Genomic DNA, 20,626 nt, shown 5'->3' with positions numbered 1-20,626 from the left:
TCCGGCGATCGCGACCCGGTTTCGGTGAGGCTGCCCCAACGGAGTAGGCCATAGATGAGCTTGTTGAACAGCGTACGCAACGTCATCGTTCCGGTGCACAAGGAAGGCTATCCCTTCGTTGCAGGTTTCTTCGTCGCGTCGCTGGTGCTGGGCTGGATCTTCAAGCCGCTGTTCTGGATCGGCCTGATCTTCACGCTCTGGTGTGCCTATTTCTTCCGCGACCCGGAGCGCATGACGCCGCAGGACGACGATCTGGCGATATCGCCGGCAGACGGCAAGGTTTCAGGCGTGCAGATGGTGACGCCACCGGCGGAGCTCAATCTCGGCAGCCTGCCGATGCTACGCATCTCGATCTTCATGAACGTGTTCGACTGCCATGTGAACCGCTCGCCGATGCGCGGCCGCATTACCAACATCGCCTACCGCCAGGGCAGCTTTCTCAATGCCGAGCTCGACAAGGCCAGCGAACAGAACGAGCGCAACGGCCTCGTCATCGAGACCAAGCACGGCGAAATCGGTGTCGTGCAGATCGCCGGCCTCGTCGCCCGCCGCATCCTTTGTTTCGTCAACCCGAACGAGCCGCTGGACGCAGGCGAGCGCATCGGCCTGATCCGCTTCGGTTCGCGCCTCGATATCTTCCTGCCCGAGGGTGCGTCTCCGCGGGTTGCCATCGGCCAGCGGGCGATCGCCGGCGAAACCGTCATTGCCGAATTCGGCTCGGCAAAGGGCCCGACCGTTAGCCGCCGTAGCTGAACTCTAGGAACACGAGCGAGATGAAGACGCCTTTTCCGCCTTTCGAGCCGCATGGGCCCAACGACGAAGCGCGTGGACCGCGCCTTCGGGAAATCCCCCTGCGGCTGATCGTACCCAACATGATTACCGTGCTGGCGATCTGCGCGGGCCTGACGGGCATTCGTCTCGCTTTCGAAAACCGCTACGAGCTGGCCGTCGTCGCCGTGCTGGTCGCCGCCTTTCTCGACGGTATCGACGGGCGCGTGGCGCGGCTGATGAAGGCCACCTCGAAATTCGGCGCGCAGATGGATTCGCTGGCCGATATCGTCAATTTCGGCGTCGCGCCGGCGCTCGTCGTCTACGTCTTCCTGCTCGACCAGGCCCGTTCGCTTGGCTGGATTGCAGCTCTGATCTACACGATCGCCGCCGGGCTGAGGCTCGCGCGCTTCAACGTGATGGCAGAGCGCGAACACAAGGCTTCCTGGCAATCGGAATATTTCGTCGGGGTGCCCGCGCCCGCCGGCGCCATGCTGGTGCTGCTGCCCGTCTATCTTGGCTTTCTCGGCCTGACGCCGGACCGCACCTTCGCCTATTGGGGCGCCGGCTACACGGTCCTCATCGCTTTCCTGCTGGTCAGCCGCCTGCCGGTCTGGTCCGGCAAATCGGAGAGCAGCCGGGTCAGGCGCGATCTGGTTCTGCCGATCATGCTCGGCATCGTCGTCTACGTGGCGCTGCTGATGAGCTATACATGGCATGTCATGGTCGTGACCGTCGTCATCTATCTTTTGTCCCTGCCCCTTGGCGCGCGGTCCTGGGCCAGGAAATACGGCACCTACACCATCAACGGCCCCGGCGATCCGGATGTGGACGATTCCAACGACGATATCGGCCGGCATATCTAGAGCGACTCCGCTTTTCCTCGAATCGCGAAAGCGCTCCATCCTTTCGTCTTCACGCAATTCCGGACGGAAACCGCTATCCACTTTTCCCGGAATTGCTCCAGCCGCTTTCCGATCGGCTTTCAGTCGCGCCGCTGCAACCGCTGGTCTGCAAGTCTCCCTTGTCAATCAGGGACATGGCGCTCGATTGCGGGTTGATTTGGCGGCTGCTTCGACCCGGCTTTTCAGTGAATTCCAACGTTGTGGCAGTGCGGAATCTACACGAGGATTCGGCGCTAATCTCTCGAAATATGGTCGTTGTTCATAAAAGCTGATTGGAAAACGCCTTCGATTTGTCATGATTTACGACAAAAAGCACTACTCGACATTGAGCCGGGAAATGCTCCGGGGGAGCATGGTGAGGAGTGAAACATGACCCAGAAGAAAGAACAGGCGGCACAACCGCAGGCAAAGATCGACCCCAGCAAGCATTATCGTCCGCTGGGCCTGAAGGCCGTTCTTGCTGCCCATCTGATGCTGAAGACCAAGCCTCTCAAGAAGAAGATCGCCTGAGATTGCCGTCCGGCCGGTTGCGAAGGCCGGCAACATGTCCGGTCGCTGGCCGCCGAATGGCGGCCGCTTAGAGAAGGCTCAGCTGGCCATCCTCGGGGTCGGGTTTCTTCGGCGGCTTCCTGACCGGATCGAGCGTTACGGGCGTCTGTACGTCCGGCCCCATGTTCGCGACCTTGTTGACGCGATCCGAAACCGGGATAGCCTCGAAAAAATCCTCCTGGACCGGCACCATCAGATCGAGGACGTCGCGCGGTTCCTGCGTCTTGCAATCGAGCCAGCGGGCAAAATCTTCCGGCTTGATGACGACGGGCATGCGATCGTGGATCGATCGAATGGCGCTGTTGGCCGCCGTCGTCAGGATCGCGCCGGTATCGACTTCCGAACCGTCGGGCGACGACCAGGTTTCCATCAATCCGGCAAAGGCGATGACGCCGCCGCTGCGTGGGCGAATCCAATAGGCTTGCGGCTTCTCGCCGCTTTCCTTCGACGGGCGGTGCCATTCGTAAAAGCCGGATGCCGGAACGAGGATGCGTCGATGGCGCATGGCGGCGCGAAAAGAGGCCTTGCCGATCGCCGTTTCCGCCCGCGCATTGATCAGCAGCGGGAATTCCTTCGGATCCTTCACCCAGGAGGGCGTAAAACCCCAGCGCACGAGCAGCGCGCGGCGATCCGGCAGGTTGCTGCCGGGCAACTGCCTGTCGCCCGCGACGATCACAAGGATCGGTTGCGTCGGCGCGATATTGTAGCGCGCCGGAAAACCCTCGTTCATCACCACGCCGAGCGCTTCGCCCACGTAGTCCGGTGTCGATGTCAAAGCGAAGCGTCCGCACATAGGCTCTGTTTTGCACCCTCAAGCGGGCGGGTCAAGTTCAAGATCAGCCGCGTGGGCCAAAGAGAATGATCCCTGCGCCGGCAAGGCAGATGACCGCGCCGGAAATATCCCAGCGGTCCGGCAGACGCCCTTCGGCCAGCCAGAGCCAGAGGATGGAGGCGACGATATAGACGCCGCCATAGGCGGCAAAGGTGCGCCCCGCCGCCTCGCTCGGCACCAGGGCGAGCAGCCAGGCAAAAAGCGCCAGCGAGAGCAGGCCGGGCGCGAGCCACCAGGCCGACTTTGCCAAACGAAGCCATGCCCAGAATGCAAAGCAGCCGGCAATTTCGGCCAGCGCCGCCAATGCATAAAGTCCGTAGATCACTCGTTTTCACCCAGTATCCGACGCACCGGGATCGGCGCGCGCGTCGACATCGAATTAAGGGGCTTTCATGAAGGACAGCAAGAGCCGATTCCTGTAGAGGTGAGAGGCTGGCGATCTCCCGCCAGCGCCGTAAATCTCTTCATTCGAATGCAAAGCGATCCATGACCTCCATTCCTCGTCCAGCCTCCTCCGCCATTCTCGAACGCAAAGGCCGCTTCCTGCTGGTATTGCGCAGCAATCCGCCATCCGCGGACATGTATGCCTTTCCAGGAGGGCGTGCCGAGGAAGGCGAAATGCCGGCGGATGCGGCGCTGCGTGAATTCAAGGAGGAAACCGGCATAACTGCCCGCAACCCGCGACTGTTCGAGACCTATGACCTGCGCTCCCACGCAGCCGACGGAACGCTGACGAGCCATTTCCTGCTCTCGGTCTTTCTCGTGGATGCCGATGAGGATGCGGTCGCGGAAGCCGCCGACGATGCGGCCGCCGTCGGCTGGTACACGCTCGAAGAGGTGCGCGCCCTGCCCGCCCCCGCCAGCGTGCTCGAATGCGTGGAACGACTTGCGGCCGCAAGACCCTAGCCCGGGCCGCGATATTAACGATGCTGAACAATATCGGGGTGGAAACCACCTGCCGCGCCTTGTTCCCGTCATGCTTGTTCGTTCAACATGGTTACATGATTCATAACCGCCCCGGCCGACCGCTTCTGATTTGCATGGCGCTCGCCGCAGCATTTCCCGCTGCGGCGCAGCCGGCGGCAAGCGCACCGCCCGTGCAGGCGCCCGGCGGCGGGAATGCGGAACTACCAACACCCTACGACCAGCAGCTTTCCCGGCTTGCTGAAATTCTCGGGTCCATCGACTATTTGCGCAATCTCTGCAGCCCGACGCGGGAAGACGGCTGGCGGGGCGACATGCAGCAGCTGCTCGATACGGAAACCAAAAGAGAGCCGGAACGCAAGGAAAGGCTGACAGCCGCATTCAACCGTGGATATCGGTCCTTCGCATCGGTTTACACGAATTGCACGACGCAGGCTCTCGTCGCGGAAGAGCAATACCGTAACGAAGGTGCAACACTGGCGACAGAAATCACCGCGCGCTTTGGAAATTGACGATTTATTAACCCCTTTTCGTAGCGAGCCGTGTCGTTTTGAGAAAAGGCTGATAAAGTTGTTAAGCAAGTGGTAAGGACATGAACGTCTCGAGGAAAGAAACAATGGAAACCAGCCTGAACGAAATCGACGACATGATCGTCCATGAGAAGATGCAGGCAGCGCTGGAATACCAGAACGAAGCTTGGGCCGATGGCATGGCGGACGGTATCGAACCGGAAATCATCGCCGATGCAGCTATTGCCCATGCGATTCGCGAGACGATCCGCATTCAGGGCGAGCAGGGCGCGGAAGCCTTGCTCGAATCGCTGCGCGAACGCATGCTCGCGGGTGAATTCTCTCCAAACCGAACCCTGCAATAACAATCAGAGATTGCCATGCGTATGTTTCCAGGCAATGCGCTTTCCTGTTCCATTGCCTCGTTTGCTGCCGTAACCTTGGCTTTGGCCAGCACCGTTTCGCCATTGCCCGCCCTTGCCTTCTCCCAGCTCAATCCGCAGGCCAAGAGCGCAGCACAATCCGCGCAGCAAAAGGATGAGAAGCCGATCGAGCAGGCGCTAGAAGCCCCTTCCAACAATACGCTGCCGATGCCCGATCCGCTGATCAACAAGCAAGCAGGCCAGAGCAGCGGCGACGCCTCGAACACGAATAAATCGACCGAATTCCTCTTCGACATCGACAAGGCACCGGAGCCGGTGCGAAAGCTGCGCGCGGCGATCGTGGAAGCCGCGGCTTCCGGCGATCTCGAGCGCCTTCGCCCGCTGATGAACATCGGCGCCGGTCTCAAGCAGACCCAGGTCACGGCCGACGATCCCGGCGAAGACCCGATCAAGACCCTGCACGACCTCTCGGGCGATCCCGACGGCATAGAAATCCTCTCCATCCTGCTCGATATCATGTCGACCGGCTTTGCCCATGTCGGCCAGGGAACCCCCGACGAGGTCTATGTCTGGCCCTATTTCGCCGAGAAGGACATCAAGACGCTTTCGACGCCCGAAAAGGTCGATCTGATGCGCATCGTGACGGCGGGCGACTACGCCGACATGCTGGAATTCGGCGGCTATAATTTCTATCGCGTCGGCATTACGCCGGACGGCCGCTGGAAATTCTTCACCTCCGGCGAATGATCCGGCCGGGGAACTTGCGGTTCCCCGCTGAAGGCCCTACCTCTGCGTGATAGCCCAAATCAGCGGATTCATCATGCCAGCCGTATTCCTGAAAGAGCGTTCCTTCATCCGTGTCGCCGGCGCGGAAGCCGAACCGTTTCTACACAATCTCGTCACCACCGATCTTGCGTCGCTTGGCGCCGATGAGGCACGTCCTGGCGCATTGCTCACGCCGCAAGGCAAGATCCTGTTCGACTTCATGATCTGGCGCGACGGCCCCGGCTTTCTGATCGAGACGGATACGGCGCAGCGTGAGGGCCTGCTCAAGCGGCTGACCATGTACCGGCTGCGCGCCAAGGTGGATTTCGCAGCGGAAGACCTCAACGGCGTTACGGTCGCCTGGGGTGATGCCGTAACCGGCGGCGCTGAAGATAGCCGTTTCGCCAAGGCGGGAATTGTGCTGACGCGCGCCCCTGGCGAGCATGGGAGCGACGCTGCCGCGCTTTACGACGAACTGCGGATCGCCAGCGGTGTGGCCGTCTCGGGCCGCGATTTCGCGTTGCAGGACGCGTTCCCGCATGACGTGCTGATGGATTTGAACGGCGGCCTCGGCTTCCGCAAGGGGTGCTACGTCGGGCAAGAAGTGGTTTCCCGCATGCATCATCGCGGCACGGCGCGCAGGCGCGTCGTCATCGTCAAGGGCAATGCCGGACTTCCTGCTTCCGGCACGGAATTGACCGCCGGCAGCAAGCCGATCGGCACGCTCGGCTCGACCGAAGGCGACATCGGCCTTGCCATCGTCCGCATCGACCGGGCGGGCGAAGCCATTGCCGGGGGAACCACGATACAGGCCGGCAATGTGGAAGTCTCCTTGTCGCTGCCGTCATGGTCCGGCCTCTCCTTCCCGGCCAGCGCCGATGAGGCATCGGCATGATATCGGCTAAGACCGCGCGCGCGTGGCAGCGGATGCTATCCGGGCGGCGGCTCGACCTACTGGATCCCTCGCCGCTCGATGTCGAGATTGGCGACATCGCGCACGGGCTTGCGCGCGTCGCGCGCTGGAACGGACAGACTTCGGGCGACCATGCCTTTTCGGTGGCGCAGCACAGCCTCGTGGTGGAAGCGATCTTCCGCCACCTCAATCCGGCGACGCCCGACGAATTGCTCGCCGCACTGCTGCATGACGCACCGGAATATGTGATCGGCGACATGATCTCGCCGTTCAAGTCGGTCGTCGGCGGCGATTACAAGGTCGTGGAGAAGCGGCTCGAAGCGGCAATCTACCGCCGCTTCGCCCTGCCCCCGCATTGCGCGCCGAAGCTCAAGGAAAAGATCAAGAAGGCCGATACGATCTCGGCCTATTTCGAGGCGACGCTGCTGGCAGGTTTCACGCCTGCGGAAGCGCGCAAGTTCTTCGGCCAGCCGCGCGACGTGACGCGCGAGATGCTGCCGATAGAGCCCATGCCGGCAATCGAGGCGCAGCGGCTGTTCCTCAAACGCTTCGAGGCGATCGAGACGGAGCGCGCCGCCATGAGGGTCGGGGCGTGACCGGGATCGTCGTGTCGCCGCTCGCGCGCATCGCCGAGATGGCCGTTCGCCATGGCGCCTGCGAGATGATCAGCCTCATGGCCAAGGAGCACACCTTTCACCGGCCGGCCGTCATCAAGGCAGACCGGCACCTGCTGCTCAACATGAACGATATCAGCTTTGCCGGGACCGGCGACCTGATCGCCCCGCAGGAGGCGCATGTTCGCGCCATCATCGATTTCGCCACCGGCTGGGATCGCAGCGCGCCTTTGCTCATTCATTGCTGGATGGGGGTCTCGCGCTCGCCGGCGGCCGCCCTGATCGCGGCCCTGGCCGTTTGCCCCGAGGAGGACGATTTGACGCTGGTGCGCCGCCTGCGCACGAGCTCGCCCTTTGCCACGCCGAATGCACGGCTGGTCGCCATCGGCGACGATATGCTCGGACGCCACGGGCGCCTTATTGCCGCGGTAAAGGAGATCGGTCGCGGCGCGGATGCGGACGGCAATGCCCCTTTCACGCTGGCATTGGCCGGGTAAGCCGAGAAAGCGCAAGAACGGAGATCACGTTTCGCAATCTCCGTTCTTATGACAATCGCTTGCCGCGATCAGGCCGCGACACCATCCGTCTGGTCCGGATCATACTGGCCATAGGTGTTCTGATAGAGCGAAGACGGGTTCTGCTGCATACCGCTCAAGAACACGTCCATTGCCTGATCCTGCGCTATCGTCGCAGCATCCGCCGGGTTGCTGTCGCTTGAACTCGGCTCCAGTGACAGCATGTCGGCGGCGGAAGCATCCGACGACTTGAGGACATCGAGACCTTCGGCGAACTGATCCTTGGTCAGGGAGCCGGCATTCTGCGTATCCAGGCTCTTGAACAGGTCCTCGGCATCGCTTTCGCTCATGTCCGTTGGACGCCCGGCGACGAACTCGGCCTGTGTGATCTTGCCATCCTGATCGGTATCGAGGCTGGCAAAGAGCTGGTCCATGGGCGACTCGTCGGACGAGCCGTCGGTGGACGTGGAACTGCCCGACTGGCTGTCCTGCTGCATCTGCAAAAGCATCGATGCCAGATTGCCGGAAAAGACATCCGTCGCGCTGGGATCGCTGCTGCTGTCGCTATCCTCGTCGCTGAGAATGCTCGCTGACAGAAGGCCGGACTGCGCGGCCTCCTGCAGTTCCTGAGCATCCACGACACCATCCTGATTTTTATCCAGGGGACTGTACGAGGCAGCCGTCATGCTGCTTCCAATTGAAGAAACCCCACTCATCCTGATCTCCTGCGGCAAATGCCATCGCGTGTTCAATCGACCCCGGCACGCTTAGTCATCTGCCGGCAGGATAGACCGCTTCGTCCTACCGATTGAAGATCGTTGTTAATTCACCATTAACCATAATTGACAGGCGTCGAATCATATTGCCGGTGGGCGTTCATGCAGCCGGGACAACCGCTGCTTGGCACCGCGCGGTCCGATGGGCCGAATCACCGATTTCGCTCATCGCTCCCAGAGCGGTCCAGCTTCCTGGAGCCGCCTAATGAATAACGGCACATGCCAGACGCTTGCCGGCGCCGCCGACGGGCTGGCTGCGATAGTCGTCGGACTCGGCATGGATCATCAGCGTGCGGCCGCGAATGCCATTCTTGCCGTTCAGCGATACCATGCCGTTGAAGACCTGGGCGCGCAGCTTGCCGTCCTGATCGACATATTGGTTGGGCATGTCGCCGGCATGCGGTCCCTTGGCGGCAAGAAAGCCGTGCTCTGCCTTGGTGGGATTGAAATGGCCGCCGGCGGATTCGAATCCATGCGTATGGTCGCAGCTGCTGTTTTCGTGAATATGAAAGGCGACCCAGCGATTGGCCGGCATGCCGGAGACTTCCATCTCTATCAATACGCCCTTCTTCCCTTCGGTCAGTGTCGCCCGTCCCGCCTGCTTGCCATCGAGGCCGACAAAATCCGCCGTGGCGGTGCTTTGGCTTTGTGCTGCGGCCGGCATGGCTGCGGCGAGAGCAAGAATCGTGGCGATCATTATCCGTTTCATGGAACGTCCCTCCCTGTTCTGCGTGGCCAAAGCCCAACGCATGACAGGCATGAGTGTTCCGACAATCGCGAAAAATGAGCCTATATCAAAACGATAACGCAGCCCGCCGGTCTCCCGGCAAGCCGCCGATATCAGCAGGCAACAGCGTGTCTCAGGCCGCTATGCTGTCTGCATCATACTGGCCGTAGGTGCTGTTGTAGGCATCCATCGGCGAAAGCAGATCCAGATCGAAAGCGACGTTGGTTTCCTGCGACTTGGCGCCGGAGGCCGTGCCGGCGCCCGGCAATTGCATGAGCTTGGCCATCAGGCCGCCCAATGCGCTGTTGGAACCGTCGGCACCGCTGCCTTCGGTGTCATCGGCTTCGAGAATGCCGGGGCGCTCGTCCGCTTCGCGCTCCTCACGGCTCAGCACGCCATCGCCATTCGAATCGAGGCGCGAAAGAGTGCCGCGATACGGATAGGAGCTGGCGGATATGGAAGAAACATGGGACATACAAACCTCCTGTGGTAGGAGCCGCCTCATGCGACGTCGTTTGTACGCAATACATTCAGAGCTAAACTGTGAGATGCTCTTAAGCTGCTTCGCGCCGTCCGTAAAGACGAATTGTTAATGGCAATTAACCATAGTTTCCAATCGGTAAATCCAGGTTTCCTAATATTATTTCTGCGCCCTGCATGAGGCAATTCGACATAATCCCCTGGAATCATAGGCTAATCTGACTATCTGTCCTTACCCGGCGGCGCATTTCGTATATGGTGCGGCGCGTCGTCCACGGAGAAGACATGATGGAATTGCTACCGCTCGTTATCCTGGTTGTCGGCATTCTGGTGCTGCGAGGATACAACCAGAGGATAAAGCGGCTGGAAGTGCGCGTTCAGGAGCTGCAGAACGCGCTCGCCGGCAAGATCCCGACAGCGGACGCGGGCGAATCGATATCCACGACGGATTTGGCGGTTACTGCCGCCGAACAGCCTGTCGAAGACGAACCGCAACACGCCGCGCTCGAGGAAGCTCCCGCAGCCGGTGTCGACAGGCCCGCCGTCGCCGCGCGCGAGATCGGCGATACATTCGAGGACGATATTGCGATTGCGCCGATTGCAGGCCCGGAAGCCGCCCCGGCGAAAGAAAGCCTGGAGAGCACGATCGGCGCACGCTGGGCCGTGTGGGTCGGCGGCATAGCGCTGGCGCTCGGCGGAATCTTCATGGTCAAATATTCGATCGAGAGCGGCCTCCTCAGCCCCGGGATCCGGCTCGTCCTTGCAGCGCTCTTCGGCCTTGCGCTGGTTGCCGCGGGAGAAGTGATCCGCCGCCGCGCCTCGCCGGTCCTGAGCAACGCCTTCCAGAACGCGATGATCCCCGGCGTGCTGACGGCTGCCGGCGTCGTTGCCCTGTTCGGCTCCACCTATGCGGCACATGGCATCTATGGCTTCATCGGACCCGCCACGGCGTTCGTTCTGCTGGCCCTGATCTCGCTCGCCACCCTCGGGCTCTCGCTGCTGCACGGACAGGCCCTCGCCGGCCTCGGCCTGCTGGCGTCGATGACAACCCCTGCCCTTATCGCCTCGACCTCGCCGAAGCCCTGGATTCTCTTCGGCTATCTCACGCTCACCTGGCTTGCGACCCAATCGGCGTCGCGCCTGCGCCACTGGCTGATTGCGCCGTCCTTTGCAAACGGGCTGCTCAGCCTCTGGCCCCTGCTCTACATCACCTTCAGTCCGGCCCCTGACCTGACGCCGGTCACGCTTTCCATGCTTGCGATGATCGGCGGCACGATCTTCCTCTGGCCGGGACACTACCCGATCCCGGAGCCCGTAAGGGAGAATAGGGAAGCGGATGCGGCGCCGGTCGACGACATGCCCCAGCCGCAGCATGCTATCGGCCAATGGGCGGCGTTTCTCGCCAGAGCGCCGCTCGGCATGACGCTGACGGCATCGGTCGGCGCGCTCACGGTGTCGCTCGGCCTGCTCGCCTACGCTCTTGAATATGGATATCCCATCGCCGACGCGACATTCATGTTCGCGGCCATCGTTGCGTCCGTTGCGGCCTTCGGCGCCGGCCGCCTTTACGCAAGCTGGGCAACAATCCTGTCTGCGGCCATTGCCGTCGTCGGTGCGTCCGGCGTCCTGACAAACTGGATCGCGGGGATCGAACCCGGCGCCACGGACGGCACCGTCAGCCTGCAGAGCAGCGTGGTCTATGAACTGCTCGGCCTCGGCGCCATATTCGTGCTGATCGGCGCCTTCTTTCTCAGGCGCTTCGCCAGGGACGAGAAGCCCTATGCCGCGCTCTGGTGCCTGGTCATGGCCGCCACGCCGCTGGCGATCGCCACAATCAGCTTCGTCAATTTCGGCAACTGGACACTCGACTGGCTGCATGGCCTTTACGGCATCGGCTTGGCTATCGTGCTGATCGCGCTGGCCGAGTGGCAATATCGCTGCGAAAGCGACGCGCGGAACCTGCCGACGAACATTCTTGCCGCCGGCTCCTTCGCCGCAGCGGTCTTCGCCCTGCATACGCTGACGCATCATGCCACGGCCACGATCCTGCTGCCTGTTCTGGGTATCGCTTACCTGCTGGCGGGACGTCTGCGCAGCTGGCCCGTTCTGCCCTGGGCCATGGTGGCCGCATTGATCGTCACCATGGGGCGCATCGCCTGGCAGCCGATGATCGTCGATCCGGCAAGTCTCGGCACGACACCGGTCTTCAACATGCTGCTTGCCGGTTACGGCATACCGGCGGCCCTCGCCGTCTGTGCAGCGTTCATCACCCGCCGATCGCCGAGCCTTCGGCTGCGCAACGCCTTGCAGGCACTTGCCTGCTTCCTCGCGCTGCTGCCCATCGCCATCCTCGTGCGTCATGCCATGAACGGGGGCGTCCTGAATGACGCCGCTCCGACGCTCGGCGAACAATCGATCTACACGCTGCTGGCGATCGGCGCCTCCGCAACGCTGATGGCGCTCGATCTCAGCGCGGCAAGCCCCGTCTTCCGCTACGGCGGCATGGCGCTGGGAGCTGCCTCCGTCGCCATGATCCTTGCCCTGCATCTGTTGGGACTGAACCCGTTCGTGACGGGCGAGAGCACGGGGCGCATTCCTCTCTTCAATCTGCTGCTGCTCGCCTATCTCCTGCCGGCGATTGCCTACGGCGGGCTGGCGCTCTATGCGCGCAATCGACGGCCGCTGCCCTATGTCGCCATGCTGGCCCTGGCAGCGGCCGTGATGGCTTTCGCCTGGGCGACGTTGTCGGTGCGCCGTTTCTGGCAAGGCGAATATATTCCCTTCTGGAACGGCTTCATCCAGGGCGAGCTCTATTCCTATTCCGTCGTCTGGCTGCTGATCGGCATCGCCCTTCTCGGACTCGGCACCCGCTTCGAGGCACGCAGCCTGCGCATCGCCTCGGCGGCACTGGTTTCCATTGCCGTCGTCAAGGCCTTCCTCATCGACATGGCGCACCTCGAAGGCTTCCTGCGCGCCCTCTCCTTCATCGGCCTCGGCGCCGTGCTGATCGGAATCGGCCTGTTCTACCAGAAGATCCTGACGCGAAAGAAAGCGACGGAATGATTGCAGCGAATCCCTTCGCTCGCTAAAATTTCGACGCGATCTCTCAGATTCGCTCCAGAGTTTCAGGTCCTTCATTGCTGCGCGCCGTTATTGCAGGGCGGCGGCGTGTTTTTGTGCGACATGCTCTGGGAGGAGACCCTGCCGAAAGATCAATCCGGAGCGAATACGATCATGGATATCCACAAGATGGCGCGGGCCTTTGCCCCGTTCGAAGCCCTGGCTGCGGATCTGATCCCCCATGCCGCCGATGGCGACGACGGCTCGCACGATATTGCCCATATTCTGCGCGTCTTCCGCAACGCCATGGCCATCCAGGCCGAAGAAGGCGGCAATGCGCGCATTCTCGCCGCCGCGGTGCTGCTGCATGATTGCGTTGCCGTGGAGAAGAATTCGCCGCATCGCGCGCAGGCATCACGGCTGGCCGCCGAAAAGGCCGCGGGCATTCTGCGGCAGCTCGGATGGGCGCAAGAGGACATCGCGTCCGCAGCGCATGCCATCACCACGCATAGCTTTTCTGCCAACCTGCCGCCTGAAACGCTGGAGGCGAAAATCCTGCAGGACGCCGACCGGCTGGATGCCATCGGCATGGTCGGGGCGGCGCGCTGTTTCTACATTGCCGGGCGGCTCGGCTCCGGCCTCTATGATCCGTTCGATCCGTTGGCGGCCGAGCGGCCGCTCGATGACAAACGCTTCGCCATTGACCATTTCGAGACAAAGCTGTTCAAACTGGCGGACGGTTTCCAGACAGGGACCGGACGCAAGTTTGCCGAAGCACGGCATGACCGGTTGAAAAGCGTGCTGGCAATGTTCATCGACGAAATCTGAGGGTCATCCATGCACGTCAGCGATCTCTTCATCTACCCACTCAAGAGCGCGCGCGGCATCGCCATCCCCTCAGCCGCCATCGATGCCTTCGGTCTCGCCGGAGATCGCCGTGCCATGCTGGTCGATCCTTCCGGCCACTTCTTCACGCAGCGCGAGCTGCAGGATCTGGCCCGGATCGATATCCAGCCCGCCCCCTCCCACCTGCGGCTGAAGATGGATGGCAAGGCTGACATTATCGTCCCGCCGCCGCACCCCGAAAATCGCATGGACGTCGTCGTCTGGAAGTCCGAAGTCAGCGCTTCCGTTGCGGACGAGGAAACCAACAAGGCACTGTCGAACTGGCTGGGGCGCGAGATCAGGATGGTGTTCTTCGACCGGCTTGCCAAGCGCGTCGCCAGCCCGGAATGGGCAGCCGAGGACACGCCCGTCACCTTCGCCGACGGATACCAGATCCTCATCACGACGACCGGCTCGCTGAAGGCACTCAATGCCAATCTCGCCGCTCATGGCGAGGGGGCCGTCGGCATGGAGCGTTTCCGTCCGAATATCGTCATCGATATCGATGAGGAATGGCCGGAGGATCGCTGGGCTGCCATTGAAATCGGCGGCATTCGCCTCGATCTCGTCAAACCCTGCGCGCGCTGCATCATGACGACGCAAGACCAGCGGACCGGCTCGCGCGACGTGCCGAACCCCATGCCCGCGATGGGCCGCATCCGCATGTCGGCCGACCGGCGCGTCCCCGGCCCGCTCTTCGGCTGGAATGTCGTGCCGCGCGGCGAAGGCACGGTGAAGATCGGCGATACGGTGAAGGTGCTCGAAGAGCGGTCGGAAGGCTGGGCGCTCAAGCGCAGATAACGGCGCGTCCTTCAGGACAACCGCTTGACGATGCAGGAATTACCCTAAGTAGTACAAGCGACCGGCATATCGACACGATATGCCGAACATGCAGACTGTCGCAACAAAGCCGCCGGAGCGGGGAGACCGACGTGTTCATCAAGGCACTCCTGCGCTCGACCGGCTCAAATTCGGCAAAGCCAAATCGTCTCGTGGCCGCGACCGTCTACATCCTCTCCCTCATCATCCTCGGCACAACGGCTGCCGCTCCGGGCCTCGCGCAGGACGCCGCCTCGAAGGACAGCTATCGATTTCAGGGAGCCTCCTTGCACATTCCGGATTACGATGTCTTGGCGCTTGCCTTCCCGCCGAACCTCGGCCTCCTGGTGGCGAACGGACGCGACAGCTACCTTGCCGAATTGAAGCGCGACCCCGTGCCTATCCAGCGTTTGCGGCTGCTTCTCGGGCTTGGGGAATACACCTTTGACGCCTCGACCGAAGGTTTGCACGGCTATTTCAGCGCACCCGCCGGAACATTGGCTCCACAGTTGCTTGCAGCCCTGCGGGAAGCCGGTTTCCCCGATCGTGCCAAAATCGTTGCCGAAGCAATCGCGGCCTTCGGACCAAACTATCCGGTCGAGGACAAGGTACGCTCGGACTTCTTCGCCCAGAGCTTCCTGCGTATTCAGGAGGGCATCGTGCCGGACCTTTCAAAGCCGCCCACGGTCGTTGACAATAAGCTGAAGGAACTTGGCAGGATGCTTGCCGGCAAGACGGTGTTTCGTGCTGAAGTCGAGGCTTATGCCGCACGCGATGCGGTCGTCGCAGCCGCATTGAAGCATGCGCGCGAGACCCTCACCGACGAGCAGCGACTGTCATACCTGCAGGACCAGTTGCTGCCGGGACCTTCCGGCTTTGGCGCGACCGCCGACATCAAGGCGCAAGTCGAAACGATGCCACCGAGCTATCGCACCGCTTATGTCCTGATCATACTGATGGGCGAAGTCTTTAACGGCGGAACGCACCAGTTCTTCTACAATTCCAGCGGTGCCTTCGCAGAATATGTTCCACAGGCTTTACGTGACGTGGGTAAGGACGACACCGCCCGGATCATCGAGACGGCGATTGCCATGTTTCCGAAGCCTTACCCGATCTCCACGGAAGAACGCCGTCGTGTTTCCTTTGACCATGACTGGAACACCTGGGATGACAAGCTTGATTCCTTCAGCGACGCCGTCGACAACGACGACATCTCCGCGGCACTTGCGGCCTACGCCAGAAAGCAGGGGATTCTTCCAAACTGAAGCGATCGGGCGGCGCTGGACCGGTTCCGGTTTCACGGAGCCGCTGGACCGCTCTATCTCTTTGTTTCTACGCGATTCCGGACGGAAAACCGCCGCGCAATTTTCCTGGAATGGCTCTAACGTTCGATCGCCATTGCGGCCGGGCTTGCCGGCCGTGCTTCCGACGCCGAACGCATAGCCTTCATCGCAGCTTGAATAAAGCCCTCGCGCGCGGCGGCGATCTCGATGCCGCGCGGCTCGTATACGTGGCGATGCAGGAAGAAACCGGTCAGGCGGAACGCGGCGGCGAGGCTTTCGCCATCCGCGGCGATCATCGCTCCGCTCGCGAGAAACGGCGGCAGGGTCAGCATCTTGTCGGCCCAGGGCATGCCGGCCGCCCGACAAACGGCCCGCCCGGACTTTGGCGAAACGAAAGCCAGGTCCTCACGCACGCCGGTTGCCGCACATTCGGTCAGATCGAGACCGAAACCAAGATCGTTCAGCACAGCGAGCTCGAAGCGCACGAAAAGTTCACCGGCATCGGCGGGGTTCTGCAGGTTTTCCAGGATGACATCGAGGGCGTCATAGAGATGCGGATGCGGGTCCCGCTCCGGCAGCAGGCGCAGCAGCGCGGCCATCGCCTGCACACCATAGACGGCGGTTGCGGTTTCCATCAGCCGCGCCGCCCTGAGCGTGACGGGTTCCATGCGAAATTCGCCGAGATGCTCGTGCAGCCTCGCACGCCATGTCACTTCGACGAGATTGCCGGCCTGCAGCACCGGCTGCATGGAGCGGGAGCGGCCGGAACGCACCAGCCCCATGTGGCGGCCGCGGGCGCGCGTCATCACCTCGGCGACGACACTGGTCTCGCCGAGGCGCTTGACGCCGAGGATAATCGCGTGGTCCTGCCACTGCATCGGCCGGTTGCCTCGAAATGATGTTGCGATTCGAGTTTAGGACAAATGACTGCGGCTGTCACATGGCGGAAGAACTGCCGCCGGCCAGTATCTGGACGAAGAGGCGCATGGCCGCCTCATCGAAAGGCTTGTTCAAAAGCGGCACATGCCGCAGATCAGCCGGGAAGTCGAGCGTATCGGAATAACCGCTGACGAAGCCGAAAGAGATGCCGCGCTCCATCAATAACCGGGCAAAGCCGAAGCTCGTCGACTCCCCGAGATTCACGTCCAGCATCGCAAAATCATAATGTTCGGAATGAATGGCGTTAACCGCCTGCTCCAGATTCGACGCAATCTCAACTTGCTGTATTCCCACGAGGTGCAGAATTTCCTCCGCCTCCATAGCGATAATGAGATTGTCCTCAAGAATAAGGACGCGCTGAAACGTCATATCAACGCCATCCTTGCATGTGTGCGCCGGTTGGCGCGCCCCGTAAAAAGTCCCACATCGATCCCTCCGGCGCCAATCATCGGCCCGTATTGAATGAATGGCTTTCCCCATTCGTATTGGCGCAGTCTTTTGCAACATGCCCTGCCTTCTTACCGCTTCGCACTTTTTGCACTGCGGCACTACGGGCTCGTCAGCGTGCTCCAATCGCTTTTGCCGCCGCGGTTAGTAAAAGGTGAAACTGGTAGAAAAGTGACGATGACAGTAATCTATGCTGATACAGGTGCCGTCAGCATTTAAAAAAGACATGCCATTTGCATGATGAAGGGCACTCAAATGAAGGGGCGCTTGCCCGAATCGAGCCCGTCCCAGCCGGCAAGCTCGGCCAGACCGTTTCCGTCCAGAACCTCGCAGCCTCGCTCCTGCCAGACAAGCAACCCTCGTGCCGCCAGCTTTTTCAATGTCTTATTGGTATGAACGACGGAAAGGCCGAGCGTGTCGGCGACATGCTGCTGCGTGATCGGAATGACCTTGCGGCCGTTGAACAGCTGGAGGGCGCTGGCGCGCTGATGCAGATATGCGATGAGATAGGCGGCTCGCTCGACCGCCGACCGGCGCCCGATGCTGAGCAGATGTTCATCCAGAATTCGCTCTTCGCGCGATGCGATCCAGGTCAGATCGAAGGCAAGCGAGGGATGCGAGTTGTAGAGCGTCATCAATTCCGTGCGCTCGAACACGCAAAGCGATATCGGCGAGAGCGCTTCGGTCGAATGCTGCATCTCGCCCATGATGGAACCCTGCAGGCCGATGAGATCGCCCGGCATCACATAGTTCAGGATCTGCCGGCGGCCGTCTTCCAGCGTCTTGTAGCGAAAGCCCCAGCCGGAGAGGATCGTGAAGAGGTGAGCGCTGTGCGTGCCTTCGAGAAAGATCGTCGCACCGGCATCGACAAGAAGTTCGCCCTTCTTGAAGGAGCTGATGAAATTCAGCTCATCGCGCTCGAATTCCCGGAAATGCGGCAGAGACCGTAAAGGACAGTGTTGGCAAGGTGTGCGCTGCCCATGCATCGTCGCGGTCTTCGCCATGAAATGCTCCCCTGAGTTGCGGCGGCACAAGCGACCCGCCCGACAAACCGCTGCAATATAAAGCGCTCAGGGCAGCAAAGTTCCATTAATGCGGGAAATCCAGCCCCATTTCCCGGAAGCGCTCGGGGTCATCTCCCCAATTTTCGCGAACCTTGACGAAGAGGAAAAGGTGGACGGGCTGCTCCAGAATTTCGGAAAGCTCCTTGCGCGATGCCGTCGAGATCGCCTTGATCGCCTCGCCACCCTTGCCGAGTGCGATTTTCTTCTGACTTTCGCGCTCGACATAGATCACCTGCTCGATGCGCACCGAGCCGTCCTTGCGCTCCTCCCACTTCTCCGTCTCGACATGCGAGGAATAAGGGAGCTCCTGATGCAGGCGCAGAAACAGCTTTTCGCGGGTGATTTCGGCGGCGAGCTGCCGCATCGGCAGATCCGAAATCTGATCCTCCGGATAGTACCATGGACCTTCCGGCAGGGCCTTTGCCAGATAATCCATGACGTCGTCGCAGCCGGAGCCGTTCTCCGCCGAGATCATGAAGGTCTGCTCGAAGGCGATCTTCTCGTTGGCGGCGGCGGCCAGCGCCAGCAGATCCTCGCGGCGGACGCGGTCGATCTTGTTGAGAACGAGGATCTTCGGCTGGGGTACATCTTTCAGGCCTTCCAGAATGGCTTCCGCGTCTCCGCGCAAGCCACGCTCGCTGTCGATCAGCAGCATGATGAGATCCGCATCCTTGGCCCCGCCCCAGGCCGACGTCACCATGGCACGGTCGAGACGGCGACGCGGCCTGAAGATACCGGGCGTGTCCATGAAGACGATCTGCGCATTGTTGTGAATGGCGATGCCGCGCACGATCGCGCGCGTCGTCTGCACCTTATGGCTGACGATCGAAACCTTCGCACCGACGAGCCGGTTGACCAGCGTCGACTTGCCGGCATTGGTCGGGCCGATGAGGGCCACGAAACCCGAATGGGTCGGGCCACTATGTTCAACCGCGCCGTCATCGGCGGGCGTATTTTCTTGATTGGTCATCTTTTCCGTCGTTTCCAGGCAGTCATTTCTCAGTCGGCTGAGGCTGCCATACACCTTCGCGCTCCAAAACCCGCGTCGCGGCCATCTGCTCGGCAGCGCGCTTGGAGCGTTCAATTCCCGTCTCGGGCGCCGTGCCTGCCACTTCCACCGTCACCGTGAAGCGAGGATCATGATCCGGTCCGCTGCGATCATCAACCCTGTAGACAGGGGTGACGCCGAATTTCGCATGCGCCCATTCCTGCAATTCCGTCTTGGCGTCGCGTCTTGCGCCGTCCGGCCGGATGGCGCGGCGCTCCCAGTAACGCAGGATGAACCGGCGGCCGACCTCAAGCCCGCCATCCAGATAAAGCGCGGCAATCAGGCTTTCGACGACGTCCGCACGCACATTGAGCATGCGCTTGCCCGTCAGCTTCTTCACGTCGGCGCCGGTGCGGATGTAAAGATGCAGCTGCATCTCGTCTGCGACTTCGGCGCAGGTTTCGGCGCTGACAAGCTGGTTCAGGCGCACCGAAAGCTCGCCTTCCGTCGCCGTGACGAAGGTCTTGAACAGCAACTCGGCGATGCAGAGGCCGAGAACCCTGTCACCGAGAAATTCAAGCCGCTCGTAGTTGCCAGTCTTGTGGGTGCGGGCGCTGGCATGCGTCAGCGCCCAGTCGAGACGCTCCTTCTCGACGAATTCGTATCCTATCGCGGCCTCAAGCCTGGCACGATCCGCCGGGGAGAGCGTCTGCACCCTCGTCATTCGACAACCTTGAAGAGGCGATCCCAACGCATGTTGGCCGGCCATTTCCAGACTTCGCGGAACGACGTGTCGTGACCCAGCGAAAAGAAGATGATGCTGGCACGGCCAATGAGATTTTCGGCGGGCACATAGCCGACGTCGAAACGGCTGTCGTCGGAATTATCGCGATTGTCGCCCATCATGAAATAGTGGTCCGGCGGGACGACATATTCCTGCGTATTGTCGCCACGGGAATTCGGCGAAAGATCCAACGTATCGAAAACCTTGCCCGTATCCGGCAGGCGTTCGCTATAGACGGGGATATTGTCGCCCGGCTCCTGGCTGTAATCCGAGGAGAACGTGCCGTGCGGTTCGCGCGGAACGGCCTGGCCGTTGATGTAGAGAATGTCGTTCTTGACCTGAATGCGATCGCCCGGCAGGCCGATCACGCGTTTGATATAGTCTACATCCGGATTGGGCGGGAAGCGGAACACCACCACATCGCCGCGCTTCGGCTCGCTGCCGAAGATACGGCCGCTGAACAGATCCGGCGAGAACGGCAGCGAGTATTTCGAATAGCCATAGGCGAACTTGTTGACGAAAATATAATCGCCGACAAGCAGCGTCGGCATCATCGAGCCGGACGGGATGGTGAATGGCTGAAAGAGAACCGTGCGGATGATCATGGCCAGGATCAGTGCCTGAACGATGACCTTGATATTCTCCCACAGGGCGTTCTGCTGTTTTACGGCTTTCTCGGACACGCAGTCTTATTCCT

General features: G+C 61.3%; 25 protein-coding genes. 14 read left to right on the top strand and 11 right to left on the bottom strand.

Translation table 11 applies throughout. From position 1 onward, the window contains the following. Positions 1–54: 54 nt before the first annotated feature. The 3 genes from ACJJVH_RS03720 (at position 55) to ACJJVH_RS03710 (ending at position 2,183) form a co-directional block, all read left to right on the top strand. Positions 55–753 (top strand): phosphatidylserine decarboxylase, encoded by a 699-nt coding sequence (locus ACJJVH_RS03720; protein WP_112797087.1) that lies wholly within the window; start codon positions 55–57, stop codon positions 751–753. 20 nt (positions 754–773) lie between these two features. Then, on the top strand, positions 774–1,634 hold the full coding sequence (gene pssA, locus ACJJVH_RS03715; protein ID WP_112797086.1) for a CDP-diacylglycerol--serine O-phosphatidyltransferase: 861 nt from the start codon (positions 774–776) through the stop codon (positions 1,632–1,634). 408 nt (positions 1,635–2,042) lie between these two features. Further along, a complete protein-coding gene (locus ACJJVH_RS03710; protein ID WP_412064767.1) occupies positions 2,043–2,183 on the top strand; it encodes a hypothetical protein in 141 nt (46 codons plus the stop codon). Between the two features lie 67 nt (positions 2,184–2,250). Here the strand turns inward: ACJJVH_RS03710 and ACJJVH_RS03705 are convergent, their stop codons facing one another. Both ACJJVH_RS03705 and ACJJVH_RS03700 read right to left on the bottom strand, forming a co-directional pair. Further along, positions 2,251–3,015: an SOS response-associated peptidase gene (locus tag ACJJVH_RS03705; RefSeq protein ID WP_113358133.1), complete on the bottom strand. Its 765-nt coding sequence runs from the start codon at positions 3,013–3,015 to the stop codon at positions 2,251–2,253. Positions 3,016–3,058: 43 nt separating this feature from the next. Next, the gene (locus tag ACJJVH_RS03700) at positions 3,059–3,379 is read right to left on the bottom strand and encodes a YnfA family protein (protein WP_112797083.1); all 321 of its coding nucleotides are present in this window, start codon (positions 3,377–3,379) and stop codon (positions 3,059–3,061) included. 161 nt (positions 3,380–3,540) lie between these two features. Between ACJJVH_RS03700 and ACJJVH_RS03695 the strand changes: the two genes are divergently transcribed. The 7 genes from ACJJVH_RS03695 to ACJJVH_RS03665 all read left to right on the top strand — a co-directional run bounded on the left by ACJJVH_RS03695 (position 3,541) and on the right by ACJJVH_RS03665 (position 7,659). Continuing rightward, the gene (locus tag ACJJVH_RS03695; protein ID WP_113391892.1) at positions 3,541–3,960 is read left to right on the top strand and encodes an NUDIX domain-containing protein; all 420 of its coding nucleotides are present in this window, start codon (positions 3,541–3,543) and stop codon (positions 3,958–3,960) included. 95 nt (positions 3,961–4,055) lie between these two features. Beyond that, the gene (locus tag ACJJVH_RS03690; RefSeq protein WP_412064766.1) at positions 4,056–4,490 is read left to right on the top strand and encodes a TIGR02301 family protein; all 435 of its coding nucleotides are present in this window, start codon (positions 4,056–4,058) and stop codon (positions 4,488–4,490) included. A gap of 104 nt (positions 4,491–4,594) precedes the next feature. After that, the gene (locus ACJJVH_RS03685; RefSeq protein WP_034507811.1) at positions 4,595–4,852 is read left to right on the top strand and encodes a hypothetical protein; all 258 of its coding nucleotides are present in this window, start codon (positions 4,595–4,597) and stop codon (positions 4,850–4,852) included. 15 nt (positions 4,853–4,867) lie between these two features. After that, on the top strand, positions 4,868–5,617 hold the full coding sequence (locus ACJJVH_RS03680; RefSeq protein ID WP_112797079.1) for a hypothetical protein: 750 nt from the start codon (positions 4,868–4,870) through the stop codon (positions 5,615–5,617). 73 nt (positions 5,618–5,690) lie between these two features. After that, positions 5,691–6,530, top strand: coding sequence for a YgfZ/GcvT domain-containing protein (locus ACJJVH_RS03675; protein ID WP_412064765.1), 840 nt, complete (start codon positions 5,691–5,693; stop codon positions 6,528–6,530). After that, the gene (locus ACJJVH_RS03670; RefSeq protein ID WP_112797076.1) at positions 6,527–7,144 is read left to right on the top strand and encodes an HD domain-containing protein; all 618 of its coding nucleotides are present in this window, start codon (positions 6,527–6,529) and stop codon (positions 7,142–7,144) included. The genes ACJJVH_RS03675 and ACJJVH_RS03670 overlap by 4 nt, the downstream gene beginning before the upstream one ends. Continuing rightward, a complete protein-coding gene (locus ACJJVH_RS03665; protein ID WP_113370268.1) occupies positions 7,141–7,659 on the top strand; it encodes a tyrosine phosphatase family protein in 519 nt (172 codons plus the stop codon). Before ACJJVH_RS03670 ends, ACJJVH_RS03665 begins: the two co-directional genes overlap by 4 nt. Before the next feature lie 68 nt (positions 7,660–7,727). On the opposite strand, the gene ACJJVH_RS03660 is transcribed toward ACJJVH_RS03665, so the two are convergent. The 3 genes from ACJJVH_RS03660 to ACJJVH_RS03650 all read right to left on the bottom strand — a co-directional run bounded on the left by ACJJVH_RS03660 (position 7,728) and on the right by ACJJVH_RS03650 (position 9,655). Further along, positions 7,728–8,363 carry an EF-hand domain-containing protein gene (locus tag ACJJVH_RS03660; protein ID WP_412064764.1) on the bottom strand — a complete coding sequence of 212 codons (636 nt, stop codon included), beginning with the start codon at positions 8,361–8,363 and terminating at the stop codon, positions 7,728–7,730. A 292-nt stretch (positions 8,364–8,655) separates the two neighbouring features. Next, a complete protein-coding gene (locus ACJJVH_RS03655; protein WP_113358245.1) occupies positions 8,656–9,162 on the bottom strand; it encodes a superoxide dismutase family protein in 507 nt (168 codons plus the stop codon). Between the two features lie 151 nt (positions 9,163–9,313). Continuing rightward, positions 9,314–9,655, bottom strand: coding sequence for a hypothetical protein (locus ACJJVH_RS03650; protein WP_112797070.1), 342 nt, complete (start codon positions 9,653–9,655; stop codon positions 9,314–9,316). Between the two features lie 293 nt (positions 9,656–9,948). On the opposite strand from ACJJVH_RS03650, the gene ACJJVH_RS03645 reads away from it, so the two are divergent. The 4 genes from ACJJVH_RS03645 to ACJJVH_RS03630 all read left to right on the top strand — a co-directional run bounded on the left by ACJJVH_RS03645 (position 9,949) and on the right by ACJJVH_RS03630 (position 15,689). Beyond that, entirely contained in the window at positions 9,949–12,723 is a 2,775-nt protein-coding gene (locus tag ACJJVH_RS03645; protein ID WP_412065126.1) for a DUF2339 domain-containing protein, read from the top strand. Between the two features lie 171 nt (positions 12,724–12,894). Further along, positions 12,895–13,548 carry an HD domain-containing protein gene (locus tag ACJJVH_RS03640; protein ID WP_412064763.1) on the top strand — a complete coding sequence of 218 codons (654 nt, stop codon included), beginning with the start codon at positions 12,895–12,897 and terminating at the stop codon, positions 13,546–13,548. 9 nt (positions 13,549–13,557) lie between these two features. Next, positions 13,558–14,406: an MOSC domain-containing protein gene (locus ACJJVH_RS03635; protein WP_412064762.1), complete on the top strand. Its 849-nt coding sequence runs from the start codon at positions 13,558–13,560 to the stop codon at positions 14,404–14,406. A 329-nt stretch (positions 14,407–14,735) separates the two neighbouring features. Continuing rightward, positions 14,736–15,689, top strand: coding sequence for a DUF4375 domain-containing protein (locus ACJJVH_RS03630; protein ID WP_412064761.1), 954 nt, complete (start codon positions 14,736–14,738; stop codon positions 15,687–15,689). Between the two features lie 116 nt (positions 15,690–15,805). Here the strand turns inward: ACJJVH_RS03630 and recO are convergent, their stop codons facing one another. The 6 genes from recO to lepB form a co-directional block, all read right to left on the bottom strand. Then, on the bottom strand, positions 15,806–16,585 hold the full coding sequence (gene recO, locus ACJJVH_RS03625) for a DNA repair protein RecO (protein WP_113391888.1): 780 nt from the start codon (positions 16,583–16,585) through the stop codon (positions 15,806–15,808). Between the two features lie 58 nt (positions 16,586–16,643). Then, positions 16,644–17,153: a response regulator gene (locus tag ACJJVH_RS03620; protein WP_412064760.1), complete on the bottom strand. Its 510-nt coding sequence runs from the start codon at positions 17,151–17,153 to the stop codon at positions 16,644–16,646. Positions 17,154–17,344: 191 nt separating this feature from the next. Continuing rightward, positions 17,345–18,097: a Crp/Fnr family transcriptional regulator gene (locus tag ACJJVH_RS03615; protein ID WP_112797060.1), complete on the bottom strand. Its 753-nt coding sequence runs from the start codon at positions 18,095–18,097 to the stop codon at positions 17,345–17,347. A gap of 85 nt (positions 18,098–18,182) precedes the next feature. After that, positions 18,183–19,127, bottom strand: a complete 945-nt coding sequence (era, locus tag ACJJVH_RS03610; protein ID WP_112797058.1) for a GTPase Era — start codon at positions 19,125–19,127, stop codon at positions 18,183–18,185. A 22-nt stretch (positions 19,128–19,149) separates the two neighbouring features. Then, complete coding sequence (gene rnc, locus ACJJVH_RS03605; protein ID WP_113385188.1) at positions 19,150–19,869, bottom strand: ribonuclease III; 720 nt, start codon at positions 19,867–19,869, stop codon at positions 19,150–19,152. Then, the gene (lepB, locus tag ACJJVH_RS03600) at positions 19,866–20,612 is read right to left on the bottom strand and encodes a signal peptidase I (protein ID WP_112797054.1); all 747 of its coding nucleotides are present in this window, start codon (positions 20,610–20,612) and stop codon (positions 19,866–19,868) included. Before lepB ends, rnc begins: the two co-directional genes overlap by 4 nt. Between the last annotated feature and the right edge of the window lie 14 nt (positions 20,613–20,626).

Source organism: Rhizobium sp. SYY.PMSO (genome assembly GCF_046840415.1).
Taxonomy (GTDB): domain Bacteria; phylum Pseudomonadota; class Alphaproteobacteria; order Rhizobiales; family Rhizobiaceae; genus Rhizobium.
Note: the sequence above shows the minus strand (reverse complement) of the source record. Positions and strands in the feature narration are given on the sequence as shown.